The 14,853-nt window shown below is 63.4% G+C and carries 16 protein-coding genes; 8 read left to right on the forward strand and 8 right to left on the reverse strand.

Annotated elements, in window-relative coordinates; genetic code table 11:
• Positions 1–9 precede the first annotated feature (9 nt).
• Complete coding sequence (locus C7440_RS09240) at positions 10–594, forward strand: NUDIX domain-containing protein (protein WP_116518314.1); 585 nt, start codon at positions 10–12, stop codon at positions 592–594.
• A 13-nt stretch (positions 595–607) separates the two neighbouring features.
• Positions 608–967, forward strand: a complete 360-nt coding sequence (locus C7440_RS09245) for a peptidylprolyl isomerase (RefSeq protein ID WP_279305860.1) — start codon at positions 608–610, stop codon at positions 965–967.
• Positions 968–1,166: 199 nt separating this feature from the next.
• Here C7440_RS09245 and C7440_RS09250 read toward each other — a convergent pair whose 3' ends face one another.
• Positions 1,167–1,382, reverse strand: coding sequence for a YgdI/YgdR family lipoprotein (locus C7440_RS09250; protein ID WP_116518316.1), 216 nt, complete (start codon positions 1,380–1,382; stop codon positions 1,167–1,169).
• Positions 1,383–1,546: 164 nt separating this feature from the next.
• Complete coding sequence (locus C7440_RS09255; RefSeq protein WP_116518580.1) at positions 1,547–2,383, reverse strand: M90 family metallopeptidase; 837 nt, start codon at positions 2,381–2,383, stop codon at positions 1,547–1,549.
• 112 nt (positions 2,384–2,495) lie between these two features.
• Between C7440_RS09255 and C7440_RS09260 the strand changes: the two genes are divergently transcribed.
• The 6 genes from C7440_RS09260 to C7440_RS09285 all read left to right on the forward strand — a co-directional run bounded on the left by C7440_RS09260 (position 2,496) and on the right by C7440_RS09285 (position 9,156).
• Complete coding sequence (locus tag C7440_RS09260) at positions 2,496–3,155, forward strand: thiopurine S-methyltransferase (RefSeq protein WP_116518317.1); 660 nt, start codon at positions 2,496–2,498, stop codon at positions 3,153–3,155.
• Between the two features lie 81 nt (positions 3,156–3,236).
• Positions 3,237–3,845 (forward strand): transglycosylase SLT domain-containing protein, encoded by a 609-nt coding sequence (locus tag C7440_RS09265; RefSeq protein ID WP_017522940.1) that lies wholly within the window; start codon positions 3,237–3,239, stop codon positions 3,843–3,845.
• Positions 3,846–3,876: 31 nt separating this feature from the next.
• A complete protein-coding gene (locus tag C7440_RS09270; protein ID WP_116518318.1) occupies positions 3,877–4,821 on the forward strand; it encodes a dioxygenase family protein in 945 nt (314 codons plus the stop codon).
• 21 nt (positions 4,822–4,842) lie between these two features.
• Entirely contained in the window at positions 4,843–5,412 is a 570-nt protein-coding gene (locus tag C7440_RS09275) for an NnrU family protein (protein WP_017522942.1), read from the forward strand.
• 186 nt (positions 5,413–5,598) lie between these two features.
• On the forward strand, positions 5,599–7,824 hold the full coding sequence (locus C7440_RS09280; protein WP_017522943.1) for a TonB-dependent receptor: 2,226 nt from the start codon (positions 5,599–5,601) through the stop codon (positions 7,822–7,824).
• An 81-nt stretch (positions 7,825–7,905) separates the two neighbouring features.
• A complete protein-coding gene (locus C7440_RS09285; RefSeq protein WP_026067639.1) occupies positions 7,906–9,156 on the forward strand; it encodes a PepSY-associated TM helix domain-containing protein in 1,251 nt (416 codons plus the stop codon).
• A gap of 152 nt (positions 9,157–9,308) precedes the next feature.
• Here C7440_RS09285 and C7440_RS09290 read toward each other — a convergent pair whose 3' ends face one another.
• From C7440_RS09290 to C7440_RS09315, 6 genes are all read right to left on the reverse strand, one after another.
• Positions 9,309–9,893 (reverse strand): acyloxyacyl hydrolase, encoded by a 585-nt coding sequence (locus tag C7440_RS09290; protein WP_116518319.1) that lies wholly within the window; start codon positions 9,891–9,893, stop codon positions 9,309–9,311.
• 108 nt (positions 9,894–10,001) lie between these two features.
• Complete coding sequence (locus C7440_RS09295) at positions 10,002–10,328, reverse strand: hypothetical protein (RefSeq protein ID WP_017522946.1); 327 nt, start codon at positions 10,326–10,328, stop codon at positions 10,002–10,004.
• Between the two features lie 158 nt (positions 10,329–10,486).
• Complete coding sequence (locus C7440_RS09300; protein ID WP_116518320.1) at positions 10,487–11,386, reverse strand: helix-turn-helix domain-containing protein; 900 nt, start codon at positions 11,384–11,386, stop codon at positions 10,487–10,489.
• On the reverse strand, positions 11,383–12,075 hold the full coding sequence (locus C7440_RS09305) for an orotate phosphoribosyltransferase (RefSeq protein ID WP_116518321.1): 693 nt from the start codon (positions 12,073–12,075) through the stop codon (positions 11,383–11,385). Before C7440_RS09305 ends, C7440_RS09300 begins: the two co-directional genes overlap by 4 nt.
• Before the next feature lie 43 nt (positions 12,076–12,118).
• Positions 12,119–13,576 carry an aspartate ammonia-lyase gene (locus C7440_RS09310; RefSeq protein ID WP_017522949.1) on the reverse strand — a complete coding sequence of 486 codons (1,458 nt, stop codon included), beginning with the start codon at positions 13,574–13,576 and terminating at the stop codon, positions 12,119–12,121.
• Positions 13,577–13,583: 7 nt separating this feature from the next.
• Complete coding sequence (locus tag C7440_RS09315) at positions 13,584–14,840, reverse strand: hydantoinase/carbamoylase family amidase (RefSeq protein ID WP_017522950.1); 1,257 nt, start codon at positions 14,838–14,840, stop codon at positions 13,584–13,586.
• Positions 14,841–14,853 lie beyond the last annotated feature (13 nt).

Raw genomic sequence — 14,853 nt, forward strand, 5'->3', positions numbered from 1 at the left:
ACCTGCATCATGGCCCAGGACGACAGCCATCTCGCCGAAACCCGCATCCGGTCCGAATCTGTTTACGAGGGCAGTTTCCTGAAGGCGCGCCGCGACACCGTCCGCCTGCCCGACGGCGCCACCGCCCAGCGCGAGTACATTGTGCACCCGGGCGCAGTGGTCATCATCCCGATGCTCGACGACGGAACGGTGCTGATGGAAAGGCAGTTCCGCTACCCGGTGGGCCGGGTCATGACGGAGTTCCCGGCCGGCAAGCTCGATGCAGGCGAAGACCCGCTGGCCTGCGCCCGCCGTGAGCTTCTCGAAGAGACGGGCTACACGGCGCGGCAATGGGCGCATGCGGGCGACCTGCACCTTGCCATCGCCTACTCCACCGAAGTCATACATATTTTCTTTGCGCGCGAGCTGACGCAGGGAAAGCAGCAGCTCGATCAGGATGAATTCCTGGAGGTCATCACCCTGCCCGCCGGCGAACTGCTGCAGGCCTGCCGCCAGGGCGGCGTGACCGACGCGAAGACGCTTACCTGCACCCTATGGCTGCAGAACGTGCTGTCGGGCGCATGGACGCTCGACTGGCGGCATGTAAACGCATGAAACGCGCGCGCCGATCACACCTTTCGTCCGCCAAAGTGCGTTAACCTGTCAAAACCGTAACAGCAAATTCAACGATTCAAGGAGCAAATACATGGCTCAAGCCTCAGCCCGCCACATCCTCGTCAGCACCGAAGAAAAAGCCAACGAACTGAAATCGGCCATCGAAAACGGCGCCGACTTCGGCCAGGTGGCCAAAGAGAATTCCAGCTGCCCCTCCAGCCGCGACGGCGGCAACCTGGGCACTTTCGGCCGCGGCCAGATGGTTCCCGAATTCGACCAGGTCGTATTCAGCGCCCCCGTCGGCGTGGTGCAAGGTCCCGTCAAGACCCAATTTGGCTATCACCTGGTCGAAGTCACCAACCGCCAGGACTGATCTCCTTCCCAAAAGGCGCCGTCCCGCGCCTTCGGGCCGTCACCCTTTCTTTGCAAGGCGCTTGCCTTGAAGATGGCCAAAAAAATCCCAGGATCTGTTGTCCTGGGATTTTTTCATGCCCGGCCTGGACTCAAGGCGCTCGCGCGGCCGCAGCTTGAACGCAGATGCCGGCCAGCGCGCGGCCAAGGCCTGCCGGCGATCACTCGACTTCGCGGATGTCGCGCACTTCGGACTTGTTGATGCGCGTCTCGGCACCGTCCCGCTCGTAGGTGATGAAATCCTTGTCCTCACCCACCTCGGGGCGGTCATTGGTGACGATGGTCTGGCCGTCCCGGGTGGTCATTTCATGCGGCGACGAGCAGGCTGCCAGCAAACCCATGACAGAAGCGGCGAGCAAAAGGTTTTTGATGTTCATGCTTGTTTCTCCCGTGTGGAACCAGCATTCACCGTAGCAAAGCCCCGCGCCGCCGTTGTAAGAGACTGTGTGTATTGGCACAAGGCCATACGCGGCAGATTCGGCCCGCCCACCTTGGCCCGGACTGGCGGCGCAAGGTTTTGTGCGCTTTGTAACAGCGGCATTTACGCCTCGCGGCGCAACGGGTCCTGGCGGTAGTAACGGGCCAGCAGCTCGTACCATTGCGGCAAGGCCTGCGAGAGCGGCAAGGGCTGAACGAAAAATGCCTCGGAACTGACTGCGAAGAACTCGGCTTCGTCGGTGGCCGCGTAGGGGTCCAGCGGCAATTGCTCGTACCAGGGCGATGCTTCGTCCGACTCGGGATCGACATCGGGCGGAATGGCCTCTTCGACCACGTCCAGCGCCTGGTTGAAGCGCTCGAACGAATCGTCCAGCACCCGGCGCCAATGACGCGGGTCGATGTCCGGATGGGCGCCCAGGCCGGGCATGCCGTCGGCCTCGCCCGCGTACAGATCAAGCTTGTGGGCGAACTCGTGGATAACGACATTGACCCCGCCGTCTTCGGCGCGGGAAAGATCGTCCCAGGAAAGAATCACCGGCCCGCCCTCCCAGGCCTCGCCCGAGGCCTCCATCATGTATTCATGCACGACGCCGCTTTCGTCCATGTCGCTGCGGGGAATGAGAAAACCGCCGGGATAGACGATGATTTCCGTCCAGCCCTCGTAAAGCCGGGTGTCGAGCTGCAATATGGGCAGGGCCGCCTGGATGGCGATGGAAAGCATCATGGCGTCGGTCACTTCGAGCCCGCCGGCGCCGCTGAAGGTTTTGCTGGCCAGAAGCCAGGCGCTGCGGGCGCGCAAGGCATCTTGCTCTTGCGGCGCAAGGCCGGCCAGAAAAGGCAGGCCGGCCATGGCATGCCGCCAGTCGTCGTGATCGATGCGGGCGAGCGCGCGCTCGACGTCGCGCTGCGTGGCGCCCCGGCCCGCGAGCCATCTGAACATGCCGAACACCAGGAAAATGAATGCGTCGCTGATACTACCATACGCTCCTGGCCGCCCGCCTTGTTGTCTACAATGGCCCGACATCCATCATCACAGCAAGGAAGCAGACACCATGGACGCCGAATTCTGGCTCGGGCGCTGGCGCGAAGGACGCACCCATTTTCATCAGCCACAGGTCATGCCGCTTTTGCGCAAGCACTGGCCGGCCCTCGAGGTGCCCCCGGGCGCCCGCGTGCTTGTGCCCCTGTGCGGCAAGTCGCTGGACATGCCCTGGCTGGCATCGCAGGGCTTTCAAGTGCTTGGGGTGGAAATTTCAGAACTGGCCGTCGAGCAGTTCTTCGCCGAACACGGCCTGCAGCCGGCCATGCACGATTCGGACCAGGGCCGCCATTATGCCGCCGGCAATATCGAGCTCATTTGCGGCGACATCTTCAAGCTGAGCGCGCAGACGCTGGCCGGCTGCCAGGGTGTCTACGACCGGGCCGCGCTGATCGCCCTGCCGGCCGACATGAGGCCAGCTTATGTCGACCACGTATACGGCCACTTGCCGCAGGGTTGCAAAGGCCTGCTCATTACGCTTGACTACCCTCAGGACGAAATGAACGGCCCGCCCTTTTCGGTACCGGACGAAGAAATCCGCGCGCTCTTTTCCGGGCGTACTTCGGCAAGCCTGCTTGAACGGCGCGACATCCTGAAGGAAGAAGACAAATTCCTGCGTGCCGGCGTGCAGCGGCTGGACACCGCGGTGTACAAGCTGGAAACAGGAAAGTAATCGCATACCCCCGTGCGCGGCATGGGGACTCACCCCCGCGCCGCAAGGCCCGCAGGGGCCCAAACAAAAAAAAGAGCGACCATGCATCGAACGCTGTATCTTGCTGCCCTCTTGAGCCTGGCGCTGGCAGGCTGCGCCACCGTGCCGCCTTCAAGCCCCGAGAACCTGTGCGAGATCTTTCGCGAGAAACCCGACTGGCACAAGGCGGCCCTTGCGGCGGAAAAGAAATGGGGCGTGCCCCCGCAGATTCCCATGGCGATGATGTACCAGGAATCAAGCTTCAGGCACGATGCCAAGCCGCCCCGTTATTATTTTCTGGGCTTCATCCCCTGGGGCCGCGTGAGCTCGGCCTACGGCTATGCCCAGGCCAAGGACGAGACCTGGGCCGACTACAAGCGCGAAGCCGGCGGATGGCTGGCCAGCCGCGACGACTTCGATGATTCCGTCGACTTCATGGGCTGGTATATCAGCAAGTCGCAGCGGCTCAACGGGGTATCGAAATGGGATGCCTACGGCCAATACCTCAATTACCATGAAGGCTGGACGGGCTACCGCAATCGCAGCTACGAACGCAAGGCCTGGCTCAAGAACGTCGCCGGCCAGGTGCAGGCCCGGGCCGAGCGCTTTGGCGCGCAGTACCGCGGCTGCAAAGATTCGCTCTCCAGGGGCGGCCTGTTCGGGCTGTTCTGAGCCGCTCAACCCTAACGCACAGAGACACGCCATGATCATCAGCAAGCAGCAGGACGTTACCCAAGCCGTACTCCAGGAACTCGATCGCGCACCCGACGCGCGCTTCAAGGAACTGATGTCGGTGGCCGTGCGGCATTTGCACGATTTCGCGCGCGAAACCCGGCTGACCGAAGCCGAGTTCCACAAGATGTGCGCCTATATTGCAAGGCTGGGCCAGCTTACCACCCCGTCGCACAACGAGGTCGTACTGGCCGCGGGCTCGCTTGGCCTGTCTTCGCTGGTCTGTCTGCTGAACAACGGCGAACACGGCCAGACCGACACCACGGCGAATCTCATGGGGCCGTTCTGGCGCATGGATTCGCCCCTTACCGAAAATGGCGGCTCCATCGTGCGCTCCAGCACCTCGGGCGCACCGGTGTTCGTCGATGCCTGGGTGCGCGATCGCGAGGGCAAACCGGTGGCCGGCGCCGAAGTCGACGTCTGGCAGGCTTCGGGCGAAGGCTTCTATGAAAACCAGGACCCCCAGCAGGCGGACATGAACCTGCGGGGCAAGTTCACCACTGATGCCCAGGGCCACATCTGGTTCCGCACCGTCAAGCCGGTGGGCTACCCCATACCGATATCGGGCGTGGTGGGCGAACTGCTGCGCGCCCAGGGGCGGCACAACATGCGGCCGGCGCACATCCACTTCATGATCCACAAGCCGGGTTTCAAGACGCAGTTCTCGCAGGTGTATTCGTCGGACGACCCCAACCTGGAAACCGACGTCCAGTTCGGCGTGACGCGCGCGCTCGTGGCCGACTACGTGCTGCACGAAGACGAACCAGCGCCCCAGCCCGATGTGTCCGGGTCATGGTATTCGCTCGAGCGCCATTTCATCATCGAGCCGGGCGAGGCCACTTTGCCCAAGCCGCCCATCACCGGCAAGGCGGAAGGCCCCCGGCCCCAGCTTGCCGTGCTGACGCGATCGGAATAATCGCAACCCTGGAGGAGCCTCATGTTGATCCTGATACTCGGCCTGATTGTTTTTCTGGGCATCCACTCTGTACTGATCGTAAAGCCCGGCCTGGGGCAGAGCATGATCGCCCGCCACGGCGAGAACGCCTGGAAAGGCGTGTACACGGTCATTGCCATCATCGGCCTTCTGCTGGTCATCTACGGCTACAGTATTGCCAGGCTAAGCGCCCTTGTGGCCTACGTTCCGCCGGCGGGCCTGCGCCACCTGACCCACCTGCTGATGCTGCCGGTGTTCATCCTGCTGTTCGCCACCTATTTTCCGGGCCGCATCAAATCGGTCTCGCGGCATCCCATGCTGTTGGCGACCATACTCTGGGCGCTGGCACACCTGCTGTCCAACGGCCACTGGGCCGACGTCCTGCTGTTCGGAGGCTTCCTGGTGTGGGCGGTGGCAGACATGATCTCGATGTCCAAAAGGCCCCCCAAACACATTCCCACGGTGCCGGCCGGCCGCTTCAACGACGGCATCTGTATTATCGGCGGGCTGGTCGTCTACGCGCTGTTCGTCGGCGGACTGCATCGCTGGCTGTTCGGCGTCGCGCCGATGTAAGGCCGGGGCAGCCGCCCCTCAAAACGACGAAAGTGTGTCGCGAGCACCACGGTTTATGCGGCCGTGGGCGCTGTGGCACCCGCTTGCCCTTTACAGCTCATATCCCACCAGACAATAATAAGTATTCTCATTTCAAAAAATAAGAAACAGCCGCGTCGCTGTCACGCAATCAGGGAATTCCTTCGCATGCCTACCTTCATTCGCCCGGCGCCGGCCGGCCTCTCGTCAGTCGCGCCCTCGCAGCCCCGGCTCGCCCTTTCGGCCGGCGGCATTCTTGCCGCCCTGGTGGCCCTGGCCCTGCCCGCCTTGTCACAGGCGCAAACAGTGGCCACGCCGCCCACCACCATGCAGGCGATCACTGTCACGGGCAGCGCCCCGCTCAACAACGCCACCCCTCCGGCCTTCACGGGCGGGCTGGTGGCGCGCGGCGGGCAAGCCGGCGTTCTGGGCAATATGGACTACATGGACATGCCCTTTACGCAGACCAGCTATACGGCCAAGCTGATCGAGAACCAGCAGGCGCGCACGCTGGGCGAAGTGCTTAAAAACGACCCGTCGGTGCAGACGGGCCTGGGCTACGGCAACCAGGCCGAATCCTACGTCATACGCGGGCTGCCTCTATACAACGACGACCTTTCCTTCAACGGCCTGTACGGCATTTTGCCGCGCCAGGTCCTGCCGACTGAAATGATAGAGCGCGTCGAAGTGTTCAAGGGCGCCAGCGCCTTCCTGAACGGCGCGGCGCCGGGCGGCAGCGGCCTGGGCGGCGTTCTCAACATCCAGCCCAAGCGCGCCCAAGACGACCCGCTTACTCGTTTCACGCTCGACTACACCAGCCGCGGCCAAGCCGGCGGCGGCGTCGATATTGGCCGCCGCTGGGGCGAGGACAACCGCTACGGCGTTCGCATCAATGCCGCGCACCGCGACGGGGAGACCGAGGTGGATAACGCCGACGCGCGCACCTCAGTGGCCACCATCGGGCTGGACTTCCGTGGAGATAAGCTACGCGCCTCGCTTGACGCCGGCTATCAACGTGTACGCTTCGACCACCCGCGCCCCAACGTCTACCTCGACGGCCCCGTGCCCGACGTACCCGACAACGATGTCAATTATGGGCAGTCGTGGGCCTACAGCACCATGAGAAGCACTTTTGGTGTGGCCCGGGCCGAATACGACCTGGCCCCTTCCTGGACTACCTATGCCGCAGTCGGCGTCAGCCGCGACAAAGAATACGGCGTTTATTCTTCTCCCACAGTCGACGGCACGGGCGTGGGCACCACCGGTCTGCTCGAGGTCCCTTACCAACGCGATTCCGTCACCGGCGAAGTGGGCCTGCGCGGCGAATTCAAGACAGGCAGCGTGGGCCATCGGGTCAACCTGGCCTACTCGGCCCTGAACACCACCGCGAGGCAGGCCTGGGAAATGGCATGGGGCGGCCTTCCCGCCGTCAACATCCACGAAGGCACCGCGGTCGCCCGCCCCGTGGCCAACCTGGCAGGCGGCGACATGGGCGACCCCAATGTCTCTCGCCGTACCCAGTTGCGCAGCCTGGCTCTGTCCGACACGCTTTCCCTGCTTGACGGCGACCTGCTGCTGACACTGGGCGGACGCTACCAGGCCATCACCGACAACGGCTACAACATCACCACCAACGAGCAAGAAAGCCACTACAACGACTCCATCGTCACGCCGGTGATCGGCGTGGTGTTCCGCCCATGGGACACGGTGTCGCTCTACGCCAACTACATCGAAGGCCTGACGCAGGGCGGCGTGGCCCCCATAGATGGCACAGCCGTCAATGGCGGAGAAGTGCTGGCCCCGTACCGCACCAAGCAGATCGAGGCGGGCGTCAAGGTTGACTTGGGCGACTTGGGTGGCAGCCTGGGCGTGTTCCAGATAGAAAAGCCCGAGGCATTTACCGACGCCTCCGGCGTATTCGGCACGCACGGCGAACAGCGCAACCGCGGAGTCGAGCTGAGCGTCTACGGCGAGCCCATAGAGGGCTGGAGGCTGTTGGGCGGCGCCACCTGGATGCAGCCCAAGCTGCGCAATACGGCTGATGGCACCAACGACGGCAATGACGCGGCCGGCGTGTCGCGCTTCACCGCCGTGCTGGGCAGCGAGTGGGACATTGCCGCTGTGCCGGGCCTGAGCCTGCAGGCCAATGTGCGCTACCAGGGTTCGCAATACACCAGCGCGGCAAACCGGTATAAGATCGACAGCTGGACCCGGCTCGACCTGGGTGCAGCCTACCGCACAAAAGTCTCGGGCCACAATGTGGTGCTGCGCGCCGCAATCGACAACGTCACAGACCGCCGCTACTGGGCCACGGTGGGCACGATCGCCGCCAATGGCGCACTGACCCAGGGCCGCGGCCGGGTGTTCAAGCTTTCGATGTCGGCCGATTTCTAAAGCCATACGCCGTTAACGGGGCCGGCGGCGCACCTTATGCGCAGCCGGCCTTTTACACATCTCGACCACACTGTTTTCCAAATGCGAGCTGCCTGTATCCTGATCCACCGTTGGCTGGGCCTGTTCATCGCCCTCTTCCTCATCGTCGCCGGCCTGACCGGCGCGATCACTTCATGGGACCATGAAATCGACGAGTGGCTGAACGCCGACATCATGAAGGTGGACAGCCGCGGCCCCCTGCGCGACCCCATCGAGCTTGCAGCCCTGGTCGAAGCCGACGATCCTCGCGTCGAGATCAGCTATATTTCGCTGGCGCTAGAAGAAGGCCATGCGGCGAGCTTCCTCGTCCGCCCGCGCATCGACGAGGCAAGCGGCAAACCCTACGCGCTCGACTACAACACGGTCTTCGTAGACCCCGTCACCGGCGAAATCACCGGCCGGCGCGATTCCCAGGCCGCCTCGTTTTCGCGCCGCAGCCTGATGCCCTTCGTGCGCAACATCCATGAAAGCCTGCACATACCTGCCTTCTGGGGCACCGACCGCTGGGGCTACTGGCTGATGGGCGGCATCGCCCTGATCTGGCTGCTGGACAGTTTCGTGGCCTTCTACCTGACCTGGCCGCGCCGGCTGCGTGATACGGCGGCGCGGCAGCATCGGCATCGCCGGCTGGGCCAGTGGCTTTCGCGCTGGAAGCCCTCATGGCTGGTGCGATGGCAGGCCGGCGGGTTCAAGCTGAACTTCGACCTGCATCGCGCGGGCGGCCTGTGGGTATGGGGCATTATCCTTATCGTAGCGTTCACGTCGTTTTCGCTGAACCTGTACAAGGAAGTGTTCTACCCGGCCATGTCGCTGGTGTCGCAGACCACGCCGGGCCCTTATGAAACGCAAACCCCCGCTCCATATGGAAGCCGAACGGTGCCCAGGCTCAGTTTCCAGGAGGCCGTGGACATCGCCCGCACAGAAGCCGAGCGGCGCGGCTTCAAGTTTCCCCCGTCCGGCATCTACTACGGCGGCGGCTACAACTTCTACAACGTGTCGTTCTTTGATCCCGCCAACGAACTGGGCGCCGCGGGCATGGGCTTGTCGAACCTGTACATAGACGCCGAGGACGGCTCGGTGCTGGGACAGCACCGGCCCTGGCACGGCACGACGGCCGACGTCTTCGTGCAACTGCAGCTGCCCCTGCACTCAGGCAGAATACTTGGCATGCCCGGCCGCATCATGATGTCCATCATGGGCCTCATCGTGGTCATGCTTTCGATCACGGGCATCATTGTCTGGAATCGCAAGCGCGTGGCGCGCCGCGCCGCCCGGCTGCAAGGCGGCCACTAGCACAGGCCTGCCTGCATAAGCCATCGGCGGCCAGCCGGCAGCCCTCTGCCCCGGCACTCGGCCCCGAAGAACGCTGCGGAAACCGGCGAGCATGCCCGATAAGGCATTCATGGCGCACCGGCGGATGCCGGGCGCCTTTTGCCGCGCCAGCCTTAGAACTGATAGGTATAAGAGACTTCGATCAGGTCGAGGCCCGGATTGGGGGTCTTGATGCTGGCGTTCGAGACATGGGTGTAGCGCAGGCCGAAACGATGCGCGTCGCCCACCAGGATACCGCCGCCGATGTGCGAGGTGAACTGAAAACGGGTGCTGAGTTGCTTGCCGGCGAAGTGGGCGCGGCTGAGCAGCGACGGGCCCACGCCCGCTTCAAGATAGTAGGTGTCGCTTGGCCACCAGCGCAGCATCGGCACGGCGGACACCTGCCACATGCTGTCGGGCTCGCGGTTGCCGCTGGCCTTCCAGTAGCTTGCGCCCAGCTCTACATTGAGGTCTATGCGGCCGTTATTGCTGAAGTCGTATCGCCACAGGGACGGCGTTTCGTAGGCCAGGCCCAGGCGCTGGTACTTGGAGTGGTAGCCGTACTGCAGCGAAAAGCCCTGGCCCGGCGCGGCGGCCTGGTGGCGCGGAGCGGCGGTTTGAGCGTGTACGGGCGAGCCAAGCAAGGCAAGGGCCAGCGCGGCGGCCAGCATGGCGGGCGGCGCCGCGCGCGCCGTACGCATGGAAGCGTAGGTGTTCATATTGTTGTTTTCCTCTTGTTATGAATGCTTTATGGATGCTGTAAACGGATAGCAAGCAACGTGCCGGGCAGCCTTGAAGATTCAAGCGCCGGCGGGCTGTGCCAGATATCAGAAAGCATCCACCTTCCACTCATACTCTACCGCCACTTCTCCGAGTACGCGCAGGCGCGCAAGAGGGTCCATGTCGAGCGCCTGAAGCAGGCGGCTGTTGAAACCTTCAAGCGTGGCCTTGGCGCGATCGGCGAACTCGGGATCGACCGCCTGGTCTTCGTACTTGATGACGTAGGTTTGCGCGGCAACCCCCACGACGAAGTACAGCCCGGCATTGTCGGGATCGGCTTTCATGAGCTCGAAAGCCTCCTTGAAGAAGAGCTTGAACGAGTCGCTGCCCGACTCGGAATGCGCAAAGCGCTCGGTGATTTCTTTGAACGTCATTGGATGATGACTCCGCTTCAAGACAAACTGAAAACCTGGGCCGCAGCGGGCAAGCCGCGGCGATCTGTGTATGCTAAATCAAAAATGCCTTGTGCGCCGGATGCAGGGGGGTTCCGCCTCGCCTGAAACGGTTGCAACAGCCTTTTTCGAATGGGACACTAAAATCCGGCCAGCAACTGGCGAAGGTGCCGGGCGCCCGCCTTGCCCTTGTAGGCATGCCGCCACAGCTTCGAGATCATGTTCTCGTACAGCCGCAGCGCCTGAGGCGACTCGGTGACGGTGGCGATGCCGTTGCGCACATTGGGCAGTTCGGCCAGCCTGAACGGACTGACGGCCAGCGCCTTTCTGCGCCCCATGGTGAACACCTGGAAGGTCGAGGCGGGCATGGTGTCGTCGACCAGCGCAATCTGCACGTGCAGGGGCTCGCTTTCCATCAACTCGGCCATGTGCTCGACTTCGGCTCGCGCCGCCGCCTGGCGCGCCTTGCGGGTGCGCGCGGGCAGGTCCATGCGGCCCACCAGGCCGTTGTACAGGAAACGTTCGAGCTCGCGCAGGCCCACCAGGCTGATCAGATGGGGTTTCCGCTGCTCGAATGCTTCTTTGCGCTCGGCGATCAGGCGTATCAGCTCGTCGACCTCTTTCTGCTTGAGCACGCCGCCTGTTTCGCGCGGCGTGGCCTCGAGCAGCATGGACCGCATGTGCTCCAGGTAATGGTCGGACGTGAGCAGCAGCGAAACGGGTTCGAAATGCGCAAAAATGCGCTCGGACTTTTGCTCGAGCTGGCGCATCCGCTCGAACAGCCCCATGGCGTTCGAGTAATACTCGACCTCGACCCCAAGCAGCGATGCCAGCGATGTATCGAGCAGGTGGGCAAGGCGCTCGAGCATTTCGATCTTGACGATCTCGCCCTTTTCCATGCGGTAGACCACCGCGCGCGACACGCCCAGGCGCTCGGCCACGTCTTCGGCCTGCAAGCCCGCACCGACACGATAGGCCCTGAGCCGGTTGCCCAGTGCCGCGTAATCGATGGTCGACTTGAACGTACGCGTGGCGCTCATCTGGGAGGGCCTGCCTCGGCATATGACGCGCGTCCGCCGCGATCTCGCGACCACGCGGCCGGGTCGTCGAGGAAATCCGCCAGCTCGTCCAGCACCGGCCCGGAAAAATCGCCGCGCTCGCGCGCGACGGCCAGCACGTCTTTCCAGGTGGCCAGCGCATGAACCTCGACCCCCAGGGGGACGAGCAACTGATCGGTGGGAAAAGTGCCGTAGTCGAAAACGATGAACAAGTCGCTGACATGCGCGCCGCAGGCGGACAGCGCCTGGCAGAAGCGCAGCTTGGACTGCCCCCCCGCCATCATGTCGTCGACCAGCAGCACCTTGGAGCCCGGTTCGAGCACGCCTTCGACCTGGCTCTGCCCCGCCTGCTTCTTGCGCACGTACTGCATGGGCAGGTTCAGCGCCTCGGCCAGCCAGGCCGCCAGTGCGATGCCGCTGGCTTCGCCGCCAACGACCGAGGAAATGCCCTTCAGCGCGCCCTTGGCCGCAAGCAGAGCCTGCGCACGCCTGACGATGTCGCGGCGCAGGTCCGGAAAAGAGATGAGGCGGCGGCAGTCGATATAGACGGGACTGGCCCACCCCGAAGGCAGGCGAAAGGGCTCGTCGGTGCGCGCCGTGACACAGCCTGCATCCAGCAATGCAGCCGCGACGGCTTTCGAGTCGGGATCGGGCGTGTAGTGCTTGGTCACGATGTCTCCACTTTCCGGGAACGGCGAACCCGCCGTTCATGGCCTAACTGTTTTCGTCTCCCGCCTCGGGCGGATCAATATGCCGAGCGCGGTTGACCAGCTCGTACACGCGCGGCTGCGTCAGCACCTCGTGGCGCAGGGCGTCATCGAGCTCGGTTTCGGTCATCAGCCGGCGGCGCAGGATGACGTCCCGCACATTGGTGCCATTGGCATAGGCCTCGGCCGCCACCGCGGTGGCCTCTTCGTACCCGATGAAGGGATTGAGCGCCGTCACCAGCGAGATCGATCGGTCTAGATTGCTCTTGAGCCGGTCGGGATTGGCCGTGATGCCCTTGACGCACAGGTCGGCGAGCGTGGTGCAGCCATTGGCAAGATGCTTGAAGCTGCGGAACAGCGCGTTGGCGATAATGGGCTCGAAGGCATTGAGCTGCAGCTGGCCCGCCTCGGCCGCCATGGTAACGGTAAGGTCATTGCCGATAACCTCGAAGGCGATCTGGTTGACCACTTCGGGGATGACGGGATTGACCTTGCCAGGCATGATGGAAGACCCCGCCTGCATGGGCGGCAGGTTGATTTCACCAAAACCCGAGCGCGGCCCGCTGGACAGCAGGCGCAAGTCGTTGCAGGTTTTAGAGAGCTTTACGGCAATGCGCTTCAAGATACCCGACAACTGCACGAAACCGCCGCAATCCTGGGTGGCCTCGATCAGGTTGGGTGCGGTATGCAGCGACAGCCCGGTAATCTGGTTCAGGGCGGCAAGCGCCTTGCCCGCGTAATCCGGATGGGCGGTGATGCCCGTGCCGATGGCCGTCGCCCCCAGGTTGATTTCACTGATCAGGCGCTTGGCTTCGTCCAGCCTTGTGATGTCTTCCTCGAGCATCAGCGCATAGGTGGAAAACTCTTGTCCCAGGGTCATGGGCACCGCGTCCTGCAATTGCGTGCGGCCTATCTTTAGCAGGGGCGAGAACTCCAGCGCCTTGGCATGAAACGCCGCGCGCAGATGCTCCATGGCGGCCAGCAGGCTGTCCATGGAAAACAGCGCCGCGATGCGCAGCGCCGTGGGGTAGACGTCGTTGGTGCTTTGCGCCATGTTGACGTCTTCGTTGGGATGCAAATGCCTGTACTGGCCGCGTTCATGCCCCAGGAGCTCGAGCGCGCGGTTGCAGATGACCTCGTTGGCGTTCATGTTGGTCGACGTGCCCGCGCCGCCCTGGATCACGTCCACGACGAACTGGTCGTGCAGCGATCCGGCGCGGATCTCTTCGCATGCCGCAACGATGGCCTCGCATTTTTTTGTGGCCAGCAGGCCAAGCTCGGTATTGGCCTGGGCCGCGGCCTGCTTGACCGAGGCCAATGCCACCACCAGCTCGGGAAAGATGGAAACCGATGTGCCCGTAATCTGGAAATTCTCGCACGCGCGCAGGGTGTGCACACCATAATAGGCATCGATAGGTACTTCGCGCTCGCCCAGGAGGTCGCGCTCGATGCGAAACTCGCTCATATAAGCCTCAAGATAATTGGTTCAGGGCGTCGGCCAATACCTGTACGCCCAACATGAAATCTTCGATCTCCATTGCTTCGCGAGGGTTATGGGAACCGTTCTGGTTGCGCACGAACAGCATGCCGCTGGGTATGCCGGCGTTGGCAAACAGCGACGCGTCGTGTCCCGCGCCACTGGGAATCACTTCGTAGGGCACGCCGCGCTGTTCACAAGCTTTGGACAAAATATCGCAGATTTGGGTGTCCATAGTAGCCGGTTCGCTGAATACGCGCCTGTCGAATTCGAATTTCACCCCTCTTTCGCGGCTGATCGCCGCACATTCGGCGCGCATCAACTGATAGAAAGCCTCGAGCGTGTCGGTGCTTTTGCTGCGGGCCTCCAGGCTGAAGCTTACCCGCCCCGGAATGCGTGAAATGGAGTGTTCGGCCGGATCGGTCTGCACGATGCCTGCTGTGACCACGAGATCGGTGCCGCGCTCGAGCAGCACGCGCCAATGCTCGTCCAGCCGCATGACAAGGTCGGACACCGCGAACATGGCATCGTGGCGCAGCCAGCGGGGCACGACGCCGGAATGCTGGGCATCGCCCAGGCATTCGATGCGATTGTGGCGGATATTGCCCCGGATGCCCGACACCACCGCCACGGGCAGGCCACGCGCCACCATGACAGGTCCCTGCTCGATGTGCAATTCAAGATAGGCAAGAATGTGCCCGAGGTCGACCAGGACCTCTTGTTCACGTATGGCCTGGACGTCGGCGCCGACACGCTCCATGTATTGCGCCAGCGTATCGCCCGTGCTGCGCTGGGTAAGATCGAGGTCGGCCTGGCCGAGCTTGCCCAGCAGCGCGCTGGAACCCATGTAGGCCTTGCCGAACCAGGCGCTTTCTTCGCCCCGAAACGCAACCACCCGCAGCGGCGGCCCCTTGCCGCCGCCTTCGCGCTGGCGTGCGATAAGGCACAGCAGGCCGGCCACCACCCCCGCCAGCCCGTCGTAGTTGCCGCCCTGGGGCACTGAGTCGATGTGGGAACCCACCCAGACCGCCGGCGTATCGGCGGCAAGGTCGGGGGGGCTGAACAGAATATTGGCGGCCCGGTCGGCCTCGACCGCAAGGCCCTCGGCCTGGGCCAGCCGGGTCAGGTAGTCGCCCGCCGCCGATTCGCCCTGACCATAGCTTTCGCGGGTAACGCCCACGCCGTCGAACGACATCTCGCGGACGTCGTTGAAGATTTGCTCGGCCAGTTCGCGATACTGCATGAGATCCATCGTGTTCTCCGAC

Origin of the sequence: Pusillimonas noertemannii (assembly GCF_003096595.1) — a bacterium.
Lineage (GTDB): Bacteria > Pseudomonadota > Gammaproteobacteria > Burkholderiales > Burkholderiaceae_B > Pusillimonas > Pusillimonas noertemannii.